This window comes from Brevibacterium sp. (assembly GCF_031179145.1).
Lineage (GTDB): Bacteria > Actinomycetota > Actinomycetes > Actinomycetales > Brevibacteriaceae > Brevibacterium.
Genome location: NZ_JAPSIB010000028.1, coordinates 1 through 21,674, shown reverse-complemented (window position 1 = coordinate 21,674; position 21,674 = coordinate 1). Strand labels below are relative to the sequence as shown.

Here is a 21,674-nt window from a genome sequence, read left to right as displayed (position 1 = left end):
TCAGCTCGGTGACTCGGCGGGTTCCACAGCCGTTGCTCCCGCGCCGCCCTGGCCCCGGCGAACGCCGGCGAGGAGCATCTGTGACACGTCGAGCACCTCGACACCGTCGGAGGCATTGCCCTCGGCCTGCTCCGAGGTCAGCCCGTCGGAGAGCATCACGCGGCAGAACGGGCAGCCGATGGCGATCTGCTCGGCTCCGGTTGCCACGGCCTCTTTGGTGCGGTTGATGTTGATGCGCGAACCGATGGTCTCCTCCATCCACATCCGCGCCCCACCGGCGCCGCAGCAGAACGAGAATTCCTTGGACCGGTCCATCTCCCGGTACTCCACACCCGGCAGAGATCCGATGAGCTCGCGCGGGGGAGTGTAGATCCCGTTGTGACGACCCAGGTAGCAGGGGTCGTGGTAGGTGACGGGTGTGGCGACGGCTTCGCCGGCAGCCGGTGCGACCGGTGTCAGGCGCTTGTCCCGGACCAGCTTGTTGAGCAGCTGCGTGTGGTGGACGACCTCGAAGTTCCCGCCCAGCTGCGGGTACTCGTTGGCGATCGTGTTGAAGCAGTGCGCGCAGGTGACGACGATCTTGCGTGCCTTCATCTCATTGAGCACCTCGACGTTGGCCTGGGCCAGCATCTGGAACAGGAACTCGTTGCCGGCTCGACGGGCGGGGTCGCCGGTGCAGGACTCCCCATCACCAAGGACGGCGAAATCGACTCCGGCGATGTGGAGGAGTTCGGCCACAGCCTGAGTGGTCTTCACCGCGCGGTCCTCGAATGCTCCGGCACAGCCTACCCAGAACAGGTACTCGGTCTCGCCGAGATCCTCGATGTCCGCTCCGACCTGCTTGACCTCGAAGTCGAGGTTCTTCGCCCACTCCATCCGCTTGCGCTGGGCCATACCCCACGGGTTCTGCTTGTTCTCGAGGTTCTTGAACAGCCCGGAGAGCTCGCTCGGGAACGCCGACTCGATGAGCACCTGGTAACGGCGCATGTCGACGAAGTGGTCGACGTGCTCGATGTCGACGGGGCACTGCTCGACGCAGGCGCCGCAGGTCGTGCACGCCCACAGTGCATCGGGGTCGATGACGCCGAGTTCGGTGAGGTCTTCGACGTCCTGCGCTCCGACGAGCGGCCGCACGGCCTCCGTCTGGGCCGCCTCGGAGAGGGTGCCGAGCAGGTCGAGGTTCGCATGCGGATCGGAGATCGAGTTGTATTCGTCGAGGGCCTTGGCGTAGGCCTTCTTCTCCTTCTTGTCAGCGTCCGGGCCGGGCTCGGCCGGAGGCACGGCCTCGGCCTGGGCCTGCTGGGCGGCCTGCATCCACGGAGCCTTGGCATTGGCGTGGTTGCGCAGGTTCATGATCATCAGCTTGGGGCTGAGCGGCTTCTCCGTGTTCCACGCCGGGCACTGGCTCTGGCAACGTCCGCACTCGGTGCAGGTGCTGAAGTCGAGCAGACCCTTCCAGGTGAAGTCCTCGACCTTGCCGGCGCCCATCGAGGCGTCTTCCTCCATGTCCTCCATGTTCTCGAAGTCGATGGGTTCGCCCTTCGAGACCATGGGCTGCAGCGGTCCGAGACTGGTCTTGCCGTCGGGGTAGCGCTTGAACCAGATGTTGGGGAACGCGAGGAACCGGTGCCAGGCCACACCCATCGTCGGGGTGATTCCGACGGTCACCATCCACGCGTAGGAGATGAGCAGCTTGATGAGCGCGACGACGATGATGAAGGCTTCGATGAAGCCCGTCGAGGCTCCGGAGAGCAGCTCCCCGATCCAGAAGAAGAAGGGGAAGTGGAGGATGCCGTTGGTCAGCTCGCCGGTGCGCGTCTGCAGCACGTATTCGGCGCCGCGGAGCAGTGCGATGCACAGGGCCACGCCGAGGATGGTGAACTCGACGTAGTACGCCTCCCAGAACGTCGACCCGTAGAACCGCGAGTAGCGGCCCTTCTCCTTGGGCTTGTTCAGCTGACGGACGACGATGAGGTAGAGGATGCCGAGGAGGCCGAAGAACGCGAAGAATTCTGTCACCCATTCATAGGGGACGAAGTGCCCGATGAGCGGGAGCACCGCATGCGGGTCGAACAGCTGCATGGTGGCCTGGGCAAGAGTGAGCACCAGGACGCCGAAGGAGATCATCGTCACCCAGTGGGCGATCGCCACGATCGGAAGTCGGGCCATTCGGGTGTGACCGAGGAACTCGCGCAGCAGTGTGACCGTCCGGGCCGACGGTTGGTTCGTGCGTTCGCCTTCGACGGTGGGGGCGCCCAGTTTGAAGTAGCGGACGAAGCGGATGATCCGATTGATGAAGAACGTCCAACCGATGGCCGTAGCCGCCAGTCCGATGACCACAGCGAAGAGCTGCAGGGCAAACATGTTTTCCTCCGTCAGGATCGTGGGTGACGCCGCGCCGGCGATGGTGTGCGTCGGGTTCGCAGACTGCGGTCAGTTTACCCTCGGCGCGACCCCGATCACATGCCGTGACTGAACGTTCGCTCAAACCCGCCTGCCGTTCCTCAGTCGGACGGCGGGCGGTGCCTCCCCGACCCGATTTAGGTCAGGGAGACGTGTCTATTTGTCGACGTTCAGGCGACGCCCGTAATCTGCTGCTTCCGGTACTTCTTCGGCAGTGCCTCATCGCCGAAGTTGTTGCGCACGCTGGTCGCGGCGAGGCGCTGGACGACGAGCTGCGCGACGGCGACGCCGACTCCGGACACGACTGTCCAGGCCAGGGCTTCGGACATCGAGATCTCGTCATCGATGGGGTTGACCGGGGCCGGGCGTTTGGTCGACTTCTCCCAAGCGAAGGTGAGCACCTTCCGAGCCGCAAATGCCGCGACGATGGGCGCTCCGACGCCGATGACCTGCCAAGCGAGCTTTCCCATGCTCGTGTCCTCTCTGTTGCGCTGATGTTCGTCGCACCCGTTGCGGGTCCGCTGCCCACCACACTAGCGCAGGCCGCTGTCATGGCTTCGGACCGCCGGAGCCGCCAACGGGCCCCACATCACCCGAATGGCCGGGACGATCTCATACTTCCGAGGGATGTGCCGGGCTCGGGCTGTCGATAGCTTTGACTCAAGCGGCCACGCGCGCCGCCGGGACTTACGCGGGAGGCGAGGCCGGAATGCTCATCAGGTGGAAAGCGGTGCTGCTCACCGGGATGTTCCTGTTCGGCGCCGTGTGCTTCGTCCTCGGTCTCCTCCCGGCGCTCGCCGATGTCTTCTGGCTGGTCTGGGTGGCCGGGTGCGTCTCGTGCATCGTCGGACTGATCCTGGCCGTCACGATTCCCGTTCGCGAGCCCGAGGATGCGGCGACCGATCCCCGCCCTTCCTGACCACGATCCGCTCAGCCCCGGCCGATGATCCTCTGGAGCTGTGCGGTGAGCTCGTCGTCACGGGTGACCGGGTTGCCGTCGAGCGAGGTCAGCGCCACGGCTGTGCGCATCGACGACACGAACCACGCCCCATCGGCGGCGAAGACGTCCTGCAGGCGCAGGTCCGCGTAGTCGGCCCTGAGGCCGAGCTCCTCGGCGTGATCGAAGATCAGCCTCTGCGTCGTGCCCCACAGCAGACCTGCTGTGGGATCGGGAGTGAGGAGGCGGTCACCTCGGCGGATGATGAGGTTGGACGTCGGACCTTCGAGGACGACGCCGTCGTGGGAGACGAAGAGCGCGTCGTCGGCGCCGCACTCGCGGGCGTGCCTGCCTGCGGCCTGATTGATCGCATAGGAGATGGTCTTCGCACCGATGAGCAGCCACGGGGCTTTGCTGCCGAGGTACGCGTCGTAGCCGCGGTCGAGGCTGACGGCGGCGATGCCCTCGGCGCGAGCCTGCAGGACGGACTCGTCGATCGGCACACTGAACGCCCACCCGCGTGGGCTGTCCAGTCCGCGGGAGAAGGAATAGCGGACACCGAACTCCACACGCTCCGGCTGCGTGGCGCGCACCTCGGCGATGACGGTGTCGAGGGCCCGGTCCCACAGCTCGGGGTCGGGGTCGGGCAGATCGAGCGCCGAGGCGGAGGTGCGGAAGCGTGCGAAGTGCCGTTCCCGGGACACGACGGTGGCATCGTCGGAGGACTCGTCCACCCGCACGAGCACCGTCTCGAAGATCCCGTCACCGCGGTGGGCGGAGAGATCGTCGACGGGCAGCTGCGGTAAGGTGAGATCCGCGAGTTCGACAGCGGCGGCGGTGGGATCGATGAGGACAAGGACGTCGGTCATGGGAACCAGTCTATGACGAGGTGAGGACCGCTGTTCGAGGCGTCCGGGGGAGCCCCGCCGACCGGACCGCGAGCCCCACCGCCGGGCCCGGCTCAGCCAGCCGCGGGAGTGACGCCGCGGGCGGCGATCTTCACACTCTCCAGGCGTTGGACGGGTCCGGAGGCGAGCACGGCGGCGAAGGAGATGGCAGCCAGCGCGATCATGTAGACGGCGATCGGCAGCCAGGCGTTGTCGAACCGGCCAAGCATCCAGGTCGCCAGCAGGGGAGCGGTGCCGCCGGCCAGAGCGGCGCCGATCTGGTAGCCGAGTGTGACTCCCGTGTACCGGACCCGGGTGGTGAAGATCTCCGAGGTCAGCGTGCCCAGCGTGGCCGTCACCGGGGGCCAGAAGACACCCAGGCCCAAGGTCACTGCGACGAAGACCACCCAGTTCATGCCGACGTCGAGGAGCATGAAGAACGGAGCGGAGAACAGGGCGATCAGGGCGGTGCCGACGAGGTAGACCGGCTTCCTGCCGACCCGGTCCGCCAGGGCGCCCATGGCGAGGATCATGAAGGTCGACACCAGGGCCGCGAAGCTCACAGAGTTGAGGACGAGCGACTGCTCGAAGTCGAGGACTCCGGTGGCATAGCTGACGACGAAGATCGCGAAGATGTAGAACGGTCCGGTCTCGACGACCTTGGCTCCGATCGCCACGAGGACGGAGCGCCAGTGGTCGCGCAGGGTGTCCTTGATCGGCAGCTTCGCCACCTGTCCCGAATCCTTCGCCTCCTGGAAGGCGGGTGTCTCGTTGAGGCCCTTGCGGATCCACAGTCCGACCGCGACGAGGATGATCGAGGCGAGGAACGGCAGTCGCCAGCCCCAGGATTCGAAGGCGTCCGCCGGGAGTTGGGAGACGAGGGCGAACGCCAGGGTCGAGAGCAGCATGCCGATGGTGATGCCGGTCTGGGGCACCGAGCCGAAGAACCCGCGACGATTCTCGGGCGCGTACTCGTAGGCCAGCAGCAGAGCGCCGCCCCACTCGCCCCCGATCGCCATTCCCTGGATGATGCGCAGGATGATGAGCAGAGTCGGTGCGAGCAGCCCCACCTGGTCGTGGGTGGGCAGCAGGCCGATGGCCACGGTCGCCCCACCCATCAGGGAGAGGGTGACGACGAGGGTCTTCTTCCGTCCGATCCGGTCGCCGAGGTGGGAGAACAGGACGCCGCCGAAAGGGCGGATGAAGAAGGTCAGGGACAGCGAGAGGTAGGAGAGCATGAGCGACACCAGTGGGTCGTCGCTGGGGAAGAACTGCTTGTCGAAGATGAACGCAGCCGCGGTGGCGTAGAGGAAGAAGTCGAACCATTCGATCGCGCTGCCGGAGAGGCTGCCGATGAGTACTCTGCGGTTCGTCGCCGGTGAGTGGACGGGGGTTGCGGGCACCGTTGCTCCTGTCGTCACGGCCGTGCGGCCTGCTGTGGTCAACTAGACATTATGTCGCCGGACCCGGCAGGCCAAATTCCCCTGTCATCCGCGGCTGGGGCAGCTCAATCAGCAGATCTGCCGCTTCTCAGCTGAACCTGTGCTGACGCCTGAGAGAGACCCTGAAAGGTCAGCCCGTGCTGACGCCGAAGAGCAGGCCCAGGGCGTAGGTGATCGCGGCGGCCCCGAAGCCCACAGCGAGCTGCCGCAGTGCGCGCGGCCATGGAGCCGTGCCGGAGAGCAGTCCAACAGTGCTCCCGGTGAAGAGGAGCGCGATGCCCACGAGGCCGGCCGAGAGCAGGACCGCGGGGATGCCCTCCATCCCGAAGAGGTAGGGCAGGATGGGGATGAGGGCGCCGGAGGAGAAGAAGCAGAAGCTCGAGAGTGCCGCCCCGAGGCCAGTTCCCAGCTCGTCGCGGTCGACCCCGACGTCGAGGACGGGGAGATGGGGTGCGTGCTGGCTCTTGGCCGCCGCGATGATCCGATGCGCATGTGCCGCCGCCGCGGTGGGGTCCTCGCCGCGGGCGCGGAAGACGAGGGCGAGTTCATTGGCGTCGATGTTGAGGTCGGCCAGGGCGTGCCGTGACTCCGGGTCCGGCGTCGAGGCGTCGAGGAGCTCTCGTTGCGACCGCACAGAGATGTACTCCCCGGCGCCCATCGACAGCGCTCCGGCCAGGAGCCCGGAGATGCCGGTGAGCAGGATGACGGTGTTCGGGACGCCTGCGGCGCCGACGCCGAGGACGAGCGCGAGGTTCGACACGAGGCCGTCGTTGGCGCCGAAGACCGCGGCGCGGAAGTTGCCCGACAGTCGCGCCCGGGAGCGGGCAGCCAGTGCGCGGACGACCTCGGCGTGGATCCGTTCATCGGCGGCCATCTCCGCCGAGGCGGCATCGTCGTCCTGATAGGGGGAGCTCGTCTCCGACTGCTGTGCGAGGGCGAGGATGAACACTGAGCCGAAGAGCCGTCCGAGGAACGCGAGGCTGAGGGTGACGAGATCGGGGGTGCGCTTCTTCTGCGCATGGTCGCCGAGGAGGTCGATCCAGTGCTGCTGATGCCGGGACTCGGCGGCGGCGAGCTCGAGGAGGATCTCACGGTCCTCGCCGGAGCGGCGCTCGGCGAGGTCGCGGTAGACGCGTTCCTCGAGCCGTTCGTTCGCGAGGTAGCGCTGCCAGCGCCGAATGGTCTTCCGGTCCGGGGCGGGCGCCTCGTCGGAGATGGCGGCGGAGCGGTTGCTCGGAACATTCGATCGGTTCTTCGTCACTGACGCAAGAATACTGAACAGTGCCCTTTGGTTCAATACTTGCGCAATAACGTAACTGTCATTCGTTACTGTTTCGTTACCAAAGGCGTGCCGGAATGCGTTAGCTTAAGAGACATTGTGAGTTGTGTCACCGTTCGGTAACAACTTTGTGTGAGTCGTTATATGCGACGAAGCATGACCGAGCAGCAGAACTTCGCTTCCCCTTTGAGTGCAGTGCGATACGCCGGTCCGGCCGCAGTGGAGAACCGCGGTCTGACACGGTGCTCTCGTCCTGCGGCCGAAGGTGCAGCCCATCGATCAAGGTCGATTAACGGCTGCGCGGGCGGCGCGGTTCAGGTGGCACAAGAGAAACGAAAGGAACCACATGAAGTTGCGCACGAAGACATGGCTGGCGGTCACCGCCTCGGCGGGGCTGGTCCTCAGCGGGGTCTCCCCGGCACTGGCGACCGGCACCGCGGGCCGGACCGAGCACACCGACATGGGTGTCACCGGCACCGATGTGATGAAGCATCTGCAGGCGATCTCCGACATCTCGACCAAGCACTCAGCAGACGGCTTCCGGTCGCTCGGGTCTCCCGGCTACGAAGAGGCCGTCGAATACGTCGAGAAGACCCTCGAGGCCACCGGTGCCTTCGACGTCGAGCGGCAGGCGTTCGACGTCGAGGATCAGACCTTCGGCGAGGTTGCCGTGAGCGTCGACGATCAGAGCCTCGACGTCACTCCCGCCAGCTACACCGAAGGCACGAGCGAGCCCCTCACGGACCTGCCGCTCGTCCTGCCGGTCGACGATGACCACTCCGACCTCGCGGGCGGTCAGCTCGGCTGCGAGGCGAGCGACTATGACGACAGTGCCCAGGGTGCCGTGGTGCTGGTGGCGCGAGGTGAATGCGCCTTCGGTCAGAAGGCCCAGGCCGCCACCGATGCCGGTGCGGCAGCCGTGATCATCTACAACAACGACACCAATGCGCCCGATGAGAACCTCAACGCCACCCTCGGCGAGAGGATCGAGAACGGGGCGCCCACGGTCACTGTCAGCTACAACGCCGGCTCCGGGCTGGTCGACACCATCGAGCAGGCTCCCGAGGGTCAGGCCCCATCGACCGATTTCACGCTCGAGACCGAGTTCGTCACCACGACAACGTGGAACGTCATTGCCGAGACCAAGGCCGGAGACCACGACAATGTCCAGATGTTCGGCGCCCACCTCGACGGTGTGCCCGAGGGTCCGGGAGTCAACGACAACGGCTCCGGCTCTGCGGCTCTGCTGGCCAGTGCGGAGGCGCTCGCGAAGCAGCCGACCGAGGTCGACAATGCGATCCGCTTCGGCTGGTGGGGCGCCGAGGAGGTCGGGCTCGTCGGTTCGACCGAATACGTCGCCAGCCTCAGCGATGCCGAGGTCGACAAGATCAAGGCCTACCTCAACTTCGACATGATCGGCTCCGACAACTACGTTGTCGGCACCCTGGACTCCAACGGAAGCGACGTGCCGATCCCCGGTGACGTGACCGTTCCCGAGGGCTCGGCCGAACTCGAGAAGATCTACACCGACTACTTCGACGGCATCGACCAGAAGCATGTCGGAACCGACTTCTCGGGACGCTCCGACTACAAGGCGTTCATGGACGCCGGCATCCCTGCCAGCGGCCTGTTCTCAGGCGCGGACGGAGTCAAGACGGAGCAGGAGGCCGAATGGTTCGGTGGAACGGTCGGGCAGCCGCACGACACGAACTACCACAAGCCGTCCGACACGATCGAGAACGTCAGCCGGGAATCGGTCGACATCTTCGCCCCGGCCATCGCCTACTCGGTGCACGCCCTGGCCTACGAGCTGCGGGAGAAGCCGACCGAGGACCCGACGGACGATCCCGACCCGACCGAGGATCCGACGGATGACCCGACCGACAAGCCGACCGACGACCCGGGTGAGGACCCGGGCGAGCGAACCCTGACCATCGAACCGAAGACGATCGGCGTCGACGACTTCGTCTCGGACAAGGGCGTGCAGGTGACCGCGACCGGCTGCGTCCCCGGCTCCATGGCCACCATGACCGTGAAGGCGAAGAGCGGGAAGATCGAGAAGTTCGAGCAGACCGCCGAGGCGAACGCCGAGGGCGTGGCCCAGTTCAGCGTCCGCGGACTCGATAAGTCCCAGGCCGAGACCTACGTCGGCACCTACGACGTCAAGGTCAAGTGCAAGGGCGGCGGTGCGCTCAAGGGCTCGTTCGAGGTCGTCGCTGAGGACAGCGAGAACCCGAATGCCGGTGGCACATTGCCGCGCACCGGTGACGAGGCTCTGCCGCTGGTGATCTCCGCCGGAGCGCTCATCGCTCTCGGTGTGGCCATGACCATGGGAGCTCGTCGCCGGAAGGGATGAGCGAACCGGGCATGATCGGCCGGAAGGCTGACGCCGGGTGAACCGCGGGCCGGTGAACTTCTCAGGAGTCCACCGGCCTGCGTTCGGTCTGAGACCGTTTCGCTCAGCTCGTGGTGATTCAGCGCCCGGACAAGTAGACCGGGCACAATGGTCTCCCGTGACTCCCAAACGATTCTTCAACTTCTTCGCCGTGGCCGAAGCCGTCACTTGGGCGATGCTCATCGGCGGCATGATCCTCAAATACGGAACCAAGACCACGGAGCTCGGCGTCCGGATCGGCGGTGGTGTGCACGGATTCGTCTTCCTCTGCTTCGTCATCGCGGTGATCCTCGTCGGAGTGTCCCAGAAATGGCGCGCGGGACGGATCCTCATGGGCCTCGTCTCGGCGGTCGTCCCCTTCGCCACTGTTCCCTTCGAGATCGTCTCCGCCCGGGCCGGGGCCCTCGACGGACCCTGGGGCCTCGGTGCTGGAGGCCGCGCACCGCGCGGTCCGGTCGAGAAGCTGTGCGCCTGGGCGATCCGCTCACCATGGCTGGCTGCGGGCATCGGGCTGCTCGTCGTCATCGTCGTCTTCTCCGGCCTCCTGATCGTCGGACCTCCCGGAAGCTGAGTCCCACCTCGGCGTTCGTTCCCCGTCGCCGACTCCCACCTCGGCGATCTGCGCTGTGTCCGCGCCTCGCCTAGGATGAGCTCACGGGCTGATGTCACATCAGCCGCACCCTCGAGCGATGGAAGGCCCACTGATGGACTTCATTCTGGGCGCCGGAGGAATCGGCGTCATCGTCATACTCGCCCTGATCGCGCTGTTCGTGATCCTGCGCTCCTACAAGATCGCTTCCCCCTCGGAAGCCCTCATCATCACCGGCCGCAACGCCTCCGGAGCGAGCGGCAGCGGCCGCATCGTCATCGGTGGTCGCGCGGTCGTCTACCCGATCCTGCAGAAGGCGTTCATCCTCTCGCTGTCGTCGCGGCAGATCTCCGTCGAGATCGACGGCATCTCGATCAACGGAATCCCCCTGCGCCTGCGTGGGGTCGCGCAGGTCAAGGTCGGCGGCACCGAGGACGACGTCCGCAAGGCCGCCCAGCGCTTCCTCGACCAGCAGGACCAGATCGACCACTACAGCAAGGAGATCCTGTCCGGCACCCTGCGCGCGGTCGTCGGCACGCTGACCGTCGAGCAGATCATCCAGGACCGCGCCTCGTTCGCCGCTCAGGTGCAGGAGGAATCCGCGCACTCGATGAACAACCAGGGCCTGGTCATCGACACGTTCCAGATCTCTGCGGTCGAGGACGAGGGCAGCTATCTGCGCGATTGGGGCCGTCCCCAGGCCGCCGAAGTCGCGAAGAACGCCGCCATCGCCGAGGCGAACGCCTCCCGCGCGGCCGCCGTCGAAGAGGCGCTGCAGACCGAGGAGACCCAGAAGCAGCAGGCGCTGACCGATCAGGCCATCGCCGAACAGCAGCAGCAGCTCGCCCTGCGCCGGGCGGCGCTGAAGGAAGAGGCCGACCAGCGGCAGGCGAGTGCCGACAACGCCGGCCCCCTGGCCGCGGCGGCGGAGAAGCAGAAGCTGCTCGAGCGTGACCGCGTGGTCGCGAAGGAAGCCGCGGATCTGCGCACCGAACAGCTCGACGCCGAGGTCAGGCGTCCCGCGGATGCCCAGAAGTACCGCCAGCAGGCCGAGGCTGACGCACGCGCCTATGAGATCGAGGCCCAGGGCCGCGCCGAGGCGGCCGCTGAGCTGCACCGGCGGTCCAAGGAAGCCGAGGCGATCCGTCTTGAAGGCCAGGCGCAGGCCGATGCGATCCGGGCCCGCGGCGAGGCTGAGGCCGAGGCGCTGCAGGCGCAGGCCGAGGCCTACAAGAAATTCAACGATGCCGCTGTCCTGTCGAAGGTGCTCGAGGTCCTGCCGACCATCGCAGGTGAACTCGTCGCCCCGTACGCCAACATCAAGGACCTCTCGATCGTGTCCACCGACGGTGAGTCGAAGCTCGCCAACTCTGTGTCGAACAACCTGGCGCAGGTCCTCGAGGTCGTGCGCGGCACCACCGGCATCAACCTGTCCGATCTCGTCGGGAAAGCGGCGAATCTGGGCGACGCGAAGCCCACCGGTGGCGACGACGGGGAAGGCTCGAATGGGTCAGGCGGCTCGGGTCCGTCGGGCGGCCCTGGCGGGACGGGCGGCTCACCGGTCGTCGGTGACGAGATCGTCAAGGGTGGTCCCGACAATGCCTCGGACACCGTGCGCCCTGCCCGTTCGAACGAATCCGGCCACGATGCCGACGGGTCGAACGGACCGAAGTCTGAGCGCCCCAACGGGTCGACCTTCGACCCGCGGGATTTCCTCGACCCGAACGGAGACCTCGACCTTCACCACATCGGCGATGAGGTGAAGAAGGCCACCGGCATCGATGTCCAGGCCTACATCGCCGAGGCGCTGCGTCGCCGCGAGGAACGTGAGGATCCGGACGGCGAGTAGGACGGCGGCAGCTCCGACCAGGGCTGGACGCGCATTTGTCAGGGCTGGGCGCGCATTTGTCAGGGCTGGGCGCGCATTTGGTGGTCACAGAACCGAGGCGGATCGGGAGAATCGCTGATTTCTCCTCAGGTCTGTGACCACCGAATCTCGCTGTCACTCGAGAACGTCTTCACTGAGACGGGATGCGCTGAGAGTGCCTCACCCGCATTGATATAAACGAATGCGCATATGTTAATGTGAGGGTGGAGGTACTCTCATGGCTCACGACCATTCGCACGCGACCGGCTCACGCCGCAGGCTGGCCGCTGTCTTCACCATCGTCGCGGTGATCTTCGTCTTCCAGGTCATCGGTTCGATCTGGACGGGCAGTCTGGCCCTGCTGGTCGACACCGGCCACAACGCTGTGGATCTCATCGGCATCGGCATCGCACTGTTCGCGGCCACTCTGGTGCAGAAACCACCCAAGGGGCAGAAGACCTGGGGCTTCCGACGTGCAGAGGTCCTCGCCGCCGGTGCTCAGGCGACCCTGCTGCTGGGGCTGGGGATCTACAGCCTGATCGAGGGAATCCGCCGGTTCCTGGCTCCTCCCGAGGTGCCGGGGCCGGAACTGATGATCTTCGGCGCGGTCGGCCTCATCGGCAACATCGTGTCGATCGGTCTCCTCGCCTCGTCGAAGGAAGACTCCCTCAACCTCAAGGCGGCGTTCCTCGAGGTCATCGCCGATGCCCTCGGCTCCCTCGCCGTGGTGCTGGCGGCGCTGTCGATCTGGCTCTTCGACTGGTCTCGCGCTGATGCGGTGGCAGCGCTCTTCATCGCGGTTCTGATCGTGCCCCGCGCATTTTCGATCCTCAGGGAGACGGGGTCGATCCTGCTCGAGGTCGCTCCCAGGGAGCTCGACCTGGCCGGCGTCCGGGCGCACATCGAAGGCGTCGACCACGTCCAGGGAGTCCATGATCTGCACGTGACGAGGATCGACTCCAACCTTCCCGTCCTCACTGCCCATGTGGTGCTGTCCGACGAGTGCTTCTACGACGGCCATGCGCCCAGGATCCTGGGATCGCTGCAGGCATGCCTGGCCGAGCACTTCGAGATCGCGATCGAGCACTCGACGTTCCAGTTCGACCGGGCCAGTGACGCCGCCCAGGAGTCGCACACGCACAACTGACTCAGCCGGAGGGCCCTCCGCCCCAACGGGCTCAGCCCTGCCGAACTCACCGTTGAGGCAGGATCTCCAGTGAGTCGGTCCGGAACTTCTCCAGCTTGCCGGGATCGATGGAGACGCCGAATCCGACGCCGGTGGGCACGTCGACCACGCCGTCGTGCATGACGATCTCCTCGGTGATGTCTTCGTGGAAGAACCGACTCGAGCCGGAGATGTCGCCCGGCAGGGTGAAGCCGGGCAGGGACGCCATCGAGGCGTTCGCCGCCCGAGCCAGACCGGTCTCGACCATCCCGCCGTGCCAGACGGCGACGCCATGGGCTGCGGCGAGGTCGTGGATCTTCTTCGCCTCGAGGTAGCCGCCCACCCGGCCCGGTTTGATGTTGATGACGGCAGCCGCGCCGAGGGAGATCGCGTCGGCGGCCGCCTCGGCGGAGACGATGGATTCGTCGAGGCACATCGGGGTCTCCATCAGCTTCGCGAGCTCGCTGTGCTGCCGGATGTCGGCCTCACCGAGGGGCTGCTCGATGAGCAGGAGGCCGTACTCATCGAGCCTGCGCAGATGAGCGGAATCGACGAGGGTGTAGGCAGCATTCGCGTCCACCTGGAACCCGAAGTCGTCGCCGAAGGCCCTGCGCACGGCGGCCACCTCGGCGATGTCCTTGCCGGGTTTGATCTTGAGCTTGATGCGCGCGTAGCCCTCGTCGAGGTAACCGCCGATGACCTTCACCGTCTCCTCGACGGAATCCTGGATGCCCACGGACACGCCTGAGGGAACCGTGTCGACGACACCGCCGAGGTACTCCTTGAAGGACTGCCCGTGGAGCTTGAGCTGAGCCTCGAGGACGGCCATCTCCAGCGCCGACTTCGCCATCGGATGCCCGACGACGTGGCGCAGGTGCCAGGACACGGTCTCGGCCGTGAGGTCGTCGACGCCGAAGAGGATCGGCGCCAGCCATCTGCGCGTGACGTCGATGCCGGACGCCACGTATTCGGGGGAGTAGAGCGGGGAGATCATCGTCACGGATTCGCCCCAACCGGTGATCTCGCCGGCAGGGGTGTCGAACCGGGCTTCGACTAGGTAGCAGTCCTTCTCCGTCTCCCGCATGAACGAGGTCTCGAAGGGGGTGACCAGGGGGATCGACACTTGGTGGAGGGTGAGTGACTTCAGCTTCATGCGAGAAGGTCCTTCTTCGGGTTGTGAGCGACGAGGCTAGTCACCAGCCTATTACGCCCCGTTGGGTGGACCACCGGCACCGCAACATTGGTACGGTGGGCAAAAGGGTTCACGCGAGCCGAAGGGGACATTCGTGAATGACTATCTGCGCACTCTCAAAGCTCGCAAGCAGTCGTGGTTCGGGCTCAAGCTGCCGGTCAAGGCCGCACTCGCACAGCCGCTCCTCCACCCTGTCCTGCGGACGGTCGCGCCCCGGGTGAGGGGCATCAAGATCGGTCGTCTCCCCGCCCCGATCGGGCTCACCGAGGTGCGTGGCCGAGCCGGGACTGCCGACTTCTACCTCGTCGATCCCTTCCGCTGCGAGATCGCCAAGGAGTTCTACTGGGGCAAGGGCCGCCGCACCGAGGAGGAGGACGCGTTCGCGCTCGAGCTCATGGTCGATCTCAGCCGCGACGCCGAGGTGTTCGTCGACATCGGCGCCTACACCGGAGTGTTCACGATGGCCGTCCTCGCCAACAACCCCACTGCGCTCGCGCATACCTTCGAGATCATCCCCGCCGTGGTCGAGGGCCTGGAGAAGAACGTCGCCCGCAACCACCTCGGCGACCGGGTCACCGTCCATCCCACCGGAGTGGGCAAGCCCGGCACGACGATGCAGGTGCCCACTGGGGACGGGGGTTCGGCTCTGCCGTCCTTCTACTCGGCCGGCATGGAGTTCGGCTCCGGCGCCGAGGTGCGCTTCACCTCCCTCGACGAGCTCCTCCCGGACCTGCCGCCGGGCAATCCCAGGGTGACCGTGAAGATCGACGTCGAAGGAGCCGAGAACGACGTCCTCGAACACGGGCAGGAGTTCCTCGACACCCTGCGCCCCGACATCCTCTGCGAGGTCCTCGCGGACCGGGCTCGTCCGCTCGAGCTGATGGGTGTCCTCAACCGGTTCGGCTACCACTTCTATCTGGTCGGACGCGACAGACTGCACGCCCGGGCGAGGATCGTCCCCGACCCCGAACTGCGCGACTGGCTGCTGACGACGAAGAACCCTGAGGAACTCCGCGCCGTCGGCTACCCGGTCGACTGACGCCGCGCGACACATCGCCTCGCCGGCGGGAACAGCCCGCTGCGTCGCTCAGCCGAACGGGCCGTCATTTTCAGGGAAGTGATGGTCGATTTCAACGCCGGATTTCGACCATCTTCTCCCTGGAAAGCTCAGCGACTGACGCCGCGCACCGCCTCAGGCCCGGAGCTGGTCGGCGATGAGGGCGGCGAGCAGCGCCGTTCGGGGCGCAATCTCGTCGATGACGGCGTGCTCGTGATCGGCATGGGCGCCATCGCCCACGGCCCCCAGTCCGTCGAGTGTGGCGATCCCGTCGCCGGCGGTGAAGTTGCCGTCGGAGGCGCCGCCCACCGCGACTCCCGTGGGTGCGGCGATGCCGAGGTCGGCGGCCAGTGCCTGGGCGCGGGCGAAGAGTTCGGCCGAGCGCTCCCGCTCGAACGGCGGCCGGTTGATCCCGCCGAGCACCTCGATCGACGAGCCCTCCAGCTGCGGACGGGTCGCCAGTTCCCGCACCGCGGCGTCGACGCGTTCGAGCTCCGCCGCGGTCCGAGCGCGCACATCGATGTCGACGCGCGCCTCGGCGGGGACCGTGTTCGTCGTCGTCCCGGCGCTGATCACTGTCGGGACGACGCTGGTGCCGGCCTCCGCGTCGGCGAGGTCGGCGATCAGGGGCAGGTGCAGGGCCAGGGCCATGCCCGCGTTGATCCCCTTCTCCGGCTCCAGCCCCGCATGGGAGGCCCGGCCGCGGAAGACGAGCGTGTACATGGACGTGCCCTTGCGCTCGAGTTTGAGGGCGCCGCCGGCGCTCGCCTCGAGCACGTAGACGGCATTCGCCTCGGCCGCCTCGGCGCGGATGAGGTCCGAGGACGTCACGGACCCGATCTCCTCATCGCCGGTGACGAGGATCGACAGACCTGTGAGGGCGTCCTCGCCGAGGCGCTCGCGCAGCATGGCGGTCGCGTGCACGCTCATGATCGCCCCGGTGAGCATGTCGAAGCTCCCGGGTCCGCGGATGACGCCGTCGGCGGTGGAGAACGGGATCCGCTCGAGAGTGCCGTGCGGCCAGACGGTGTCCTGATGGTTGACGAGCACGACCCGTGCGGGTCCGTCCCCGAAGCGGAGCCGGACATGGGTCGTGCCGTCGACGGTGATGAGGTCCGCCTGCGCGCCGAGGCGCTCATGCAGGAGTGCGGCGAAGTCGTCGGCGCCCCGGGCCACAGCCTCCTTGTCGTGCGACGGCGTTTCGATCGAGATGACGCGTTCGAGGTCGGTGAGCATCTGCGGCAGGCGAGCGGTTGCGGCAGCGACGAGGTCGGCGGTGGTGAGGTCAGCAATCAGCGAGGTCGACATGGTGGAATCCTATCGCTCGGCGACGCCTGTCTGTGGTTTGCTTGGACCATGGGTGAAGCAGTGAGCTCGAAGCGGTACACGCCGGAGGAACGGACGCAGTACCGCGAGAAATTGGCAGAGAATCTTGAACTCTTCGACACGTATCTGCGTCATGCGGAGTTCAAATCCGCGGGCACTATCGGCCTCGAACTCGAGCTCAACCTCATCGACTCCGACAATCAGCCCTGCCTGAACAACAGGAAGGTGCTCGACCACCTCGACGAGGAATACCAGACGGAGATCGGCGCCTTCAACCTCGAACTCAATCACCCTGTCCTCCAGGTTGCGGGACAGGGGCTGAAGAACCTGGAGCGGGGAGTCGCCGACCGTCTGCAGCGGGCGCAGAAGGCCGCCGAGGCTGAAGGCCTGCGGGTCGCCGCGATCGGCACCCTGCCCACCCTCACCACCGACCTCCTCCAGTCCGAGGGATGGATGACCGAGGAGAACCGGTACGAGGCGCTGAGCAACTCGGTCATCGATGCGCGTGGTGAGTTCGTCCGGATCGAACTCGCCGGAGAGGAGACCTACCGGCAGGAGTTCCGCGACATCGCTCCGGAGTCCTCCTGCACCTCGATGCAGCTGCATCTGCAGGTCGCTCCGAACAGGTTCGCCGAGGCCTGGAACGCCTCCCAGGCGATCGCCGCTGCCCAGGTGGCGATGAGTGCGAACTCGCCGCTGTTCCTCGGCCACCGGCTCTGGCACGAATCCCGGATCCCGATCTTCACGCAGTCCATCGACACCCGGACCCCGGAGCTGGTCAACCAGGGTGTGCGGCCCCGGGTGTGGTTCGGCGAACGATGGATCACCTCGGTGTTCGACCTGTTCGAGGAGAACGTCCGGTACTTCCCGCCGCTGCTGCCCGAGACCAAGGACTTCGTCGAATTCAGCGAGGCCGATGCGCCCAAGCTGTTCGAACTCGTCCTGCACAACGGAACGGTTTGGCGCTGGAACCGGCCGATCTACAACTCCAGCGACAGCGGCGCCCACATCCGGGTCGAGAACCGGCTGCTCCCGGCCGGTCCGACCCCGGTCGACATGGTCGCCGATGCGGCGTTCTACTACGGTCTGGCGGAGTTCCTCGTGGGGGAGAACCGCCCGGTGTGGTCGCGGATGTCGTTCGCCGAGGCGGAGGAGAACTTCTTCCACGCGGCCCGGGACGGGATCCTCGCCCGGGTGAAGTGGCCGAAGATCGGGCACATCGACGTCGCGGACCTCGTCATCGACGTTCTCATCCCACAGGCCAGGCGCGGACTGAACCGGCTCGGCATCGACAAGGACCTCATCGAGGAGTACCTGTCGATCATCGACGGACGGGCCCAGGGCCGTGCCAACGGCGCGACCTGGCAGCTGCGGATGCTTGATCAGCTGGCCCCCGGCAGCGCCCCGGATTCGCCGGAGAGGCGGGAGGCGCTGAAAGCGATGATGGACAGGTACCTGGAGAATCAGGCCGCAGGCCGGCCGGTCCACACCTGGGAGGTCAGGGTCTGAGCTCTCAGCCCTTGCCGGTGAGGTGGTCGAAGTCCCCGCGCGCCCAGGCCGCATGGCGGGTCGCCGAGTACTCCACCTTCCGTTTGGCGTCCGCTGCGAGGGAGGGCACGAAATTGGAGTACAGGCGGTCGAAGTCATAGCGGGCGACGTGGGCGGCGATCCTCTCCGCCACCGCTGACGAGAGCGGGGTCCGGTTCGGGTACGAACGCATGAATGACACCGTCTCCCGGTCCGGATTGACGAGCATGGTGTCCCCGGCGAGCAGCACGCCCGCACCGTCGGCACCGGCCCAGTGGACGACGCTGCTGCCGGGGAAGTGCCCGCCCGGCTGTGACGCCTGGATGCCCGGCACGGGCTCGACGCTGTCCGACCATTCGAGCAGCAGCTCGGGACGGTGACCGAGCCACTCGGCGTCCGCGGCGGAGACGAACACATCGACGCCGTCGAGCGCCTGTGACCACAGGGACTGGAGCCCGAACATGTGCGGATGCGTGGGGATGATCGCGCGCACCGGTCCGAGAGCGCGAACCGCGGCGACCGCCTCGGCGGTGATGGCGGCGGGAACGTCGACCATGACATTGCCGGCCTCCGTGCAGACGATCTTCGCCTGCTGCCCGATCCCCACCCCGTCGCTGACGTCGAGTCCCCACAGCCCCGGCTCCCGTTCGACGAGGTCGATGTGGCCGGCGAAGTCCTCCCAGCGGACCCACTTCTGGCGTCGATCGGCGGGCAGGTACTGCCGTTCGTCGGCGCAGATCGGGCAGAACTGCGGCAGAGCGTGCGCATCGCGTTCGACGCCGCATCCGGCGCATTGGACGATCGGAGCCGGATTCGCCGAGGTGGTGGCGGCGGTTGCGGGGTCCGCCGAACCGGACACCGAGGTCGCGGGTCCGTCGTTCACGAGAGTCGCTCGACTTCGACGAAGACGACCGGATCACGGCCCTCGGGGTTGGAGACCTCATGCTCGGATCCGGCGGGGCGGGTGTAGCTGACGCCTGTCTCGAGTTCGGCGCGGATCTCCGTCCCGTCGGCGTTGCGCACGAGCATCGTGTCGGTGACCAGGGGCACGACGACATATTCGTGATCGTGCCTGTGCATGGGGATGACCCCGCCGGGCTCGATCGTCCACTTCGTCACCCGGAACACCTCGTTGTCGAGCTGGACTTCGCCCGTGGACCCCGGGTCATCGGCATTCACTCTGCGCTCTCCTTCGATGCGGCGACACTGCCCTCCCACCATAGACCGGATGCCGGAGGGCCGCACCAGTCCCCGGACGGCATGATCCCGCCGAAGCGCGGTGCGGGCACCGGGTGCGTGCGCCACCGGGCGGCGATAGCATGAGAGCCATGCGCTATCCACTGGCCGAGCTCGCCGAGGTTGAGGACGACATCCGCGACCACATCCTGTCCGTGTCCGAGAAGTCCGGGTACGTGCCCAACGCGGAGTTCTTCCTGATGGGACGCTTGCCATGGGAGAAAGACCGATGAGCCGAATCTCCGCCCGCGCCGGGCTCGTCGAACCGTTCGCGGCAATGAACATTGTGGACCGCGTGCAGCAGATGCGCGCCCAGGGCCGCGACACGATCGCGATGTGCCTGGGTGAGCCGACCCAGGGCGCGCCCGCCCCCGTGCGCAGGCGAGCAGCCGAGATCCTCGAGGACGGAACCGACCTCGGCTATTCCTCGATCTTCGGCATCCACGAGCTGCGTCATGCCATCGCCGCCCATTACCGCGACTGGTACGGCGTCGACATCCCCGCCGAGCGCGTCGCTGTCACCACGGGCTCGTCCGGTGCCTTCCAGATCGCGTTCCTCACCTGTTTCGACGCCGGTGACAGGGTCGCGCTCGCCCGTCCGGGCTACGGCGCCTACAAGAACATCCTCGCCGCACTCGACTGCGAGGTCGTCGAACTCGACTGCGGCACGGAGTCGGGGTTCCAGCCCACCGTGGACCTCCTCGAACAGGCTCATGCCCAGGCCCCGCTCAAGGGTCTGATGCTCGCCTCGCCCGCGAATCCGACGGGGACGATGATCACCGGCGATCACCTCGGCGAGCTCATCGGCTGGTGCCGTGAGCACGACGTGCAGGTGATCTCCGACGAGATCTACCACGGGATCAGCTACATCGGCACCCGTGGGGAGACGGCCATCGCGCAGGATGACAACGCGATCGTCATCTCCTCGTTCTCGAAGTACTGGGCGATGACCGGTTGGCGGCTGGGCTGGGCGATCCTGCCGGAGGGCCTGCGGGAGGCGGCGCAGAACGTCGCGGGCAATCTCGCCCTGTGTGCGCCGGTGCCTGCCCAGCATGCGGCGGTCGCGGCCTTCGAGCCGGAGTCCTACGCCGAGTGCGAAGCCGCCGTGGCCTCCTTCGCCCGCGCCCGCGACCATGTCCTCGACGCCACTGCCGAGCTCGGCTTCACGGAGATGGCACCACCCGACGGGGCGTTCTACATGTACGCCCGCATCGACGACATCCTTCAGCGCTCGGGGCATGCGACCTCCACCGAGTGGTGCGCGGCGCTTCTCGAGGCGACCGGGGTCGCCCTGGCGCCGGGCGATGACTTCGACGCCGTCCACGGGCCCCAAGCCGTGCGCCTGTCCCTGGCGGTGGGAGCGGAGAAGACCGCCGAGGCGCTCGAGCGGATCCTCGACTTCCTCCGATGACCTCGGGAGCTTCAGAGCCTCCGTCTCAGCCGCCCGCGCTCGGGCCTCGATTCGGACGGCTGTCCCAGGGACCGGCGACGCTCGGTGTCATCGTCTCGGCGGTCTTCCTCGGCGCATCCGGTCTGTTCGTCATCCTCGCCGATGCGACCGCTCCGACCGCAGCCTTCCTGCGCTGCTGGATCGCGGTCCTCGCTCTGGCTCCACTCGTCGTCGGTGAGATGCGGAGGTGGGGACGCCTGCCGCAGAAGGCGACGGTCGTTGCCGCCTGCTCGGGGGCCGCGCTCGGGCTCGACTACGTGCTGTGGGCCCAAAGCGTGCTCGACGCCGGAGTCGGCGTCTCGACGGTCCTCATCAGCGTCCAGGTCATCGTCTTCCCTGCCCTGGTGTGGGCCTTCGGCGGGTCCCGGCCGGGCTGGCTGTTCATCAGCTGCATCCCGGTGATGATCATCGGGATGCTGCTCACCGGCGGCGTTTTCGGCGCCGACGCCACCGCCGACAATCCGACCCGCGGCGCGATCTTCGGAGTCCTGTCCGGAGTGCTCTACGGCGTCTACATCTTCGGCATCCACCATTGCCGCAGGCTGGCCCCGAAGTTCGTGGTGGCACCGGTGGCGGTCGGCACAGTGGCGGCAGGAGTGATGACGGCGATCGCCGGATTCGCCCTCGGCGGCCTGGACTTCGACCTCGGTGTCGAGGGCTGGGCCTGGATGGTGGCGCTGGCGATCTTCGGACAGGCCCTGTCCTGGGTGCTGCTGAGCTTCTGCAGCCCACTGGTCCCGGTCTCGCGCACAGCGGCGCTCATGCTGCTCCAGCCCCTGTCCGCGGTGGTGTTGGGATCATTGGTGGCCGGCGAGCGACTGCAGATGCCGCAGTGGATCGGGGCGGCGCTGGTGGCGGCGATCGTGTGGGTCGTCGGCGGCGGCCCGGAGGCGCTGAAGCGGAAGCGGTGACGGTCCGTCCA

19 protein-coding genes are annotated in these 21,674 nt (G+C 66.8%); 10 read left to right on the top strand and 9 right to left on the bottom strand.

Annotation, left to right across the window (positions count from 1 at the left end; translation table 11 throughout):
* Both RIT73_RS16090 and RIT73_RS16085 read right to left on the bottom strand, forming a co-directional pair.
* On the bottom strand, positions 1-2,364 hold the full coding sequence (locus RIT73_RS16090; protein WP_309133113.1) for a heterodisulfide reductase-related iron-sulfur binding cluster: 2,364 nt from the start codon (positions 2,362-2,364) through the stop codon (positions 1-3).
* A 209-nt stretch (positions 2,365-2,573) separates the two neighbouring features.
* Positions 2,574-2,873: a DUF4235 domain-containing protein gene (locus tag RIT73_RS16085; RefSeq protein ID WP_309133112.1), complete on the bottom strand. Its 300-nt coding sequence runs from the start codon at positions 2,871-2,873 to the stop codon at positions 2,574-2,576.
* Between the two features lie 239 nt (positions 2,874-3,112).
* Here RIT73_RS16085 and RIT73_RS16080 point away from each other — a divergent pair, with 239 nt between their 5' ends.
* A complete protein-coding gene (locus RIT73_RS16080; RefSeq protein WP_309133111.1) occupies positions 3,113-3,322 on the top strand; it encodes a hypothetical protein in 210 nt (69 codons plus the stop codon).
* Between the two features lie 11 nt (positions 3,323-3,333).
* Here the strand turns inward: RIT73_RS16080 and RIT73_RS16075 are convergent, their stop codons facing one another.
* From RIT73_RS16075 to RIT73_RS16065, 3 genes are all read right to left on the bottom strand, one after another.
* A complete protein-coding gene (locus RIT73_RS16075; RefSeq protein ID WP_309133110.1) occupies positions 3,334-4,209 on the bottom strand; it encodes an aminodeoxychorismate lyase in 876 nt (291 codons plus the stop codon).
* Between the two features lie 92 nt (positions 4,210-4,301).
* A complete protein-coding gene (locus RIT73_RS16070; protein WP_309133109.1) occupies positions 4,302-5,630 on the bottom strand; it encodes an MFS transporter in 1,329 nt (442 codons plus the stop codon).
* Between the two features lie 169 nt (positions 5,631-5,799).
* A complete protein-coding gene (locus tag RIT73_RS16065; RefSeq protein ID WP_309133122.1) occupies positions 5,800-6,885 on the bottom strand; it encodes a VIT1/CCC1 transporter family protein in 1,086 nt (361 codons plus the stop codon).
* 409 nt (positions 6,886-7,294) lie between these two features.
* On the opposite strand from RIT73_RS16065, the gene RIT73_RS16060 reads away from it, so the two are divergent.
* The 4 genes from RIT73_RS16060 (at position 7,295) to RIT73_RS16045 (ending at position 12,946) form a co-directional block, all read left to right on the top strand.
* A complete protein-coding gene (locus RIT73_RS16060; RefSeq protein WP_309133108.1) occupies positions 7,295-9,304 on the top strand; it encodes a M28 family peptidase in 2,010 nt (669 codons plus the stop codon).
* Between the two features lie 157 nt (positions 9,305-9,461).
* A complete protein-coding gene (locus tag RIT73_RS16055) occupies positions 9,462-9,914 on the top strand; it encodes a DUF3817 domain-containing protein (RefSeq protein ID WP_309133107.1) in 453 nt (150 codons plus the stop codon).
* A gap of 118 nt (positions 9,915-10,032) precedes the next feature.
* Positions 10,033-11,781 (top strand): SPFH domain-containing protein, encoded by a 1,749-nt coding sequence (locus RIT73_RS16050; protein ID WP_309133106.1) that lies wholly within the window; start codon positions 10,033-10,035, stop codon positions 11,779-11,781.
* 256 nt (positions 11,782-12,037) lie between these two features.
* Complete coding sequence (locus tag RIT73_RS16045) at positions 12,038-12,946, top strand: cation diffusion facilitator family transporter (RefSeq protein WP_309133105.1); 909 nt, start codon at positions 12,038-12,040, stop codon at positions 12,944-12,946.
* 46 nt (positions 12,947-12,992) lie between these two features.
* Here RIT73_RS16045 and menC read toward each other — a convergent pair whose 3' ends face one another.
* Complete coding sequence (menC, locus tag RIT73_RS16040; protein WP_309133104.1) at positions 12,993-14,117, bottom strand: o-succinylbenzoate synthase; 1,125 nt, start codon at positions 14,115-14,117, stop codon at positions 12,993-12,995.
* Between the two features lie 133 nt (positions 14,118-14,250).
* On the opposite strand from menC, the gene RIT73_RS16035 reads away from it, so the two are divergent.
* The gene (locus RIT73_RS16035) at positions 14,251-15,195 is read left to right on the top strand and encodes an FkbM family methyltransferase (protein WP_309133103.1); all 945 of its coding nucleotides are present in this window, start codon (positions 14,251-14,253) and stop codon (positions 15,193-15,195) included.
* 153 nt (positions 15,196-15,348) lie between these two features.
* On the opposite strand, the gene RIT73_RS16030 is transcribed toward RIT73_RS16035, so the two are convergent.
* Entirely contained in the window at positions 15,349-16,521 is a 1,173-nt protein-coding gene (locus RIT73_RS16030; RefSeq protein ID WP_309133102.1) for a M20 family metallopeptidase, read from the bottom strand.
* Positions 16,522-16,569: 48 nt separating this feature from the next.
* On the opposite strand from RIT73_RS16030, the gene RIT73_RS16025 reads away from it, so the two are divergent.
* On the top strand, positions 16,570-18,048 hold the full coding sequence (locus tag RIT73_RS16025) for a glutamate--cysteine ligase (RefSeq protein ID WP_309133101.1): 1,479 nt from the start codon (positions 16,570-16,572) through the stop codon (positions 18,046-18,048).
* Positions 18,049-18,052: 4 nt separating this feature from the next.
* Here RIT73_RS16025 and RIT73_RS16020 read toward each other — a convergent pair whose 3' ends face one another.
* Complete coding sequence (locus tag RIT73_RS16020; RefSeq protein ID WP_309133100.1) at positions 18,053-18,949, bottom strand: hydrolase; 897 nt, start codon at positions 18,947-18,949, stop codon at positions 18,053-18,055.
* Positions 18,946-19,245, bottom strand: a complete 300-nt coding sequence (locus tag RIT73_RS16015) for a cupin domain-containing protein (protein WP_309133099.1) — start codon at positions 19,243-19,245, stop codon at positions 18,946-18,948. The genes RIT73_RS16020 and RIT73_RS16015 overlap by 4 nt, the downstream gene beginning before the upstream one ends.
* A gap of 149 nt (positions 19,246-19,394) precedes the next feature.
* Between RIT73_RS16015 and RIT73_RS16010 the strand changes: the two genes are divergently transcribed.
* The 3 genes from RIT73_RS16010 to RIT73_RS16000 are packed head-to-tail and all read left to right on the top strand — an operon-like array spanning position 19,395 to position 21,663.
* Complete coding sequence (locus RIT73_RS16010) at positions 19,395-19,535, top strand: hypothetical protein (RefSeq protein ID WP_309133098.1); 141 nt, start codon at positions 19,395-19,397, stop codon at positions 19,533-19,535.
* Positions 19,532-20,713, top strand: coding sequence for an aminotransferase class I/II-fold pyridoxal phosphate-dependent enzyme (locus RIT73_RS16005; RefSeq protein ID WP_309133097.1), 1,182 nt, complete (start codon positions 19,532-19,534; stop codon positions 20,711-20,713). The genes RIT73_RS16010 and RIT73_RS16005 overlap by 4 nt, the downstream gene beginning before the upstream one ends.
* The gene (locus RIT73_RS16000; protein WP_309133096.1) at positions 20,710-21,663 is read left to right on the top strand and encodes a DMT family transporter; all 954 of its coding nucleotides are present in this window, start codon (positions 20,710-20,712) and stop codon (positions 21,661-21,663) included. The genes RIT73_RS16005 and RIT73_RS16000 overlap by 4 nt, the downstream gene beginning before the upstream one ends.
* Positions 21,664-21,674: the final 11 nt, after the last annotated feature.

What these genes read in the sequence shown, in the direction of transcription:
- RIT73_RS16090 (WP_309133113.1), bottom strand. Translation starts at nt 2,364, where the DNA reads ATGTTTGCCCTGCAGCTCTTCGCTGTGGTCATCGGACTGGCGGCTACG.
- RIT73_RS16085 (WP_309133112.1), bottom strand. Translation starts at nt 2,873, where the DNA reads ATGGGAAAGCTCGCTTGGCAGGTCATCGGCGTCGGAGCGCCCATCGTC.
- RIT73_RS16080 (WP_309133111.1), top strand. Translation starts at nt 3,113, where the DNA reads ATGCTCATCAGGTGGAAAGCGGTGCTGCTCACCGGGATGTTCCTGTTC.
- RIT73_RS16075 (WP_309133110.1), bottom strand. Translation starts at nt 4,209, where the DNA reads ATGACCGACGTCCTTGTCCTCATCGATCCCACCGCCGCCGCTGTCGAA.
- RIT73_RS16060 (WP_309133108.1), top strand. Translation starts at nt 7,295, where the DNA reads ATGAAGTTGCGCACGAAGACATGGCTGGCGGTCACCGCCTCGGCGGGG.
- RIT73_RS16050 (WP_309133106.1), top strand. Translation starts at nt 10,033, where the DNA reads ATGGAAGGCCCACTGATGGACTTCATTCTGGGCGCCGGAGGAATCGGC.
- RIT73_RS16045 (WP_309133105.1), top strand. Translation starts at nt 12,038, where the DNA reads ATGGCTCACGACCATTCGCACGCGACCGGCTCACGCCGCAGGCTGGCC.
- menC (WP_309133104.1), bottom strand. Translation starts at nt 14,117, where the DNA reads ATGAAGCTGAAGTCACTCACCCTCCACCAAGTGTCGATCCCCCTGGTC.
- RIT73_RS16030 (WP_309133102.1), bottom strand. Translation starts at nt 16,521, where the DNA reads ATGTCGACCTCGCTGATTGCTGACCTCACCACCGCCGACCTCGTCGCT.
- RIT73_RS16025 (WP_309133101.1), top strand. Translation starts at nt 16,570, where the DNA reads ATGGGTGAAGCAGTGAGCTCGAAGCGGTACACGCCGGAGGAACGGACG.
- RIT73_RS16010 (WP_309133098.1), top strand. Translation starts at nt 19,395, where the DNA reads ATGCGCTATCCACTGGCCGAGCTCGCCGAGGTTGAGGACGACATCCGC.
- RIT73_RS16005 (WP_309133097.1), top strand. Translation starts at nt 19,532, where the DNA reads ATGAGCCGAATCTCCGCCCGCGCCGGGCTCGTCGAACCGTTCGCGGCA.
- RIT73_RS16000 (WP_309133096.1), top strand. Translation starts at nt 20,710, where the DNA reads ATGACCTCGGGAGCTTCAGAGCCTCCGTCTCAGCCGCCCGCGCTCGGG.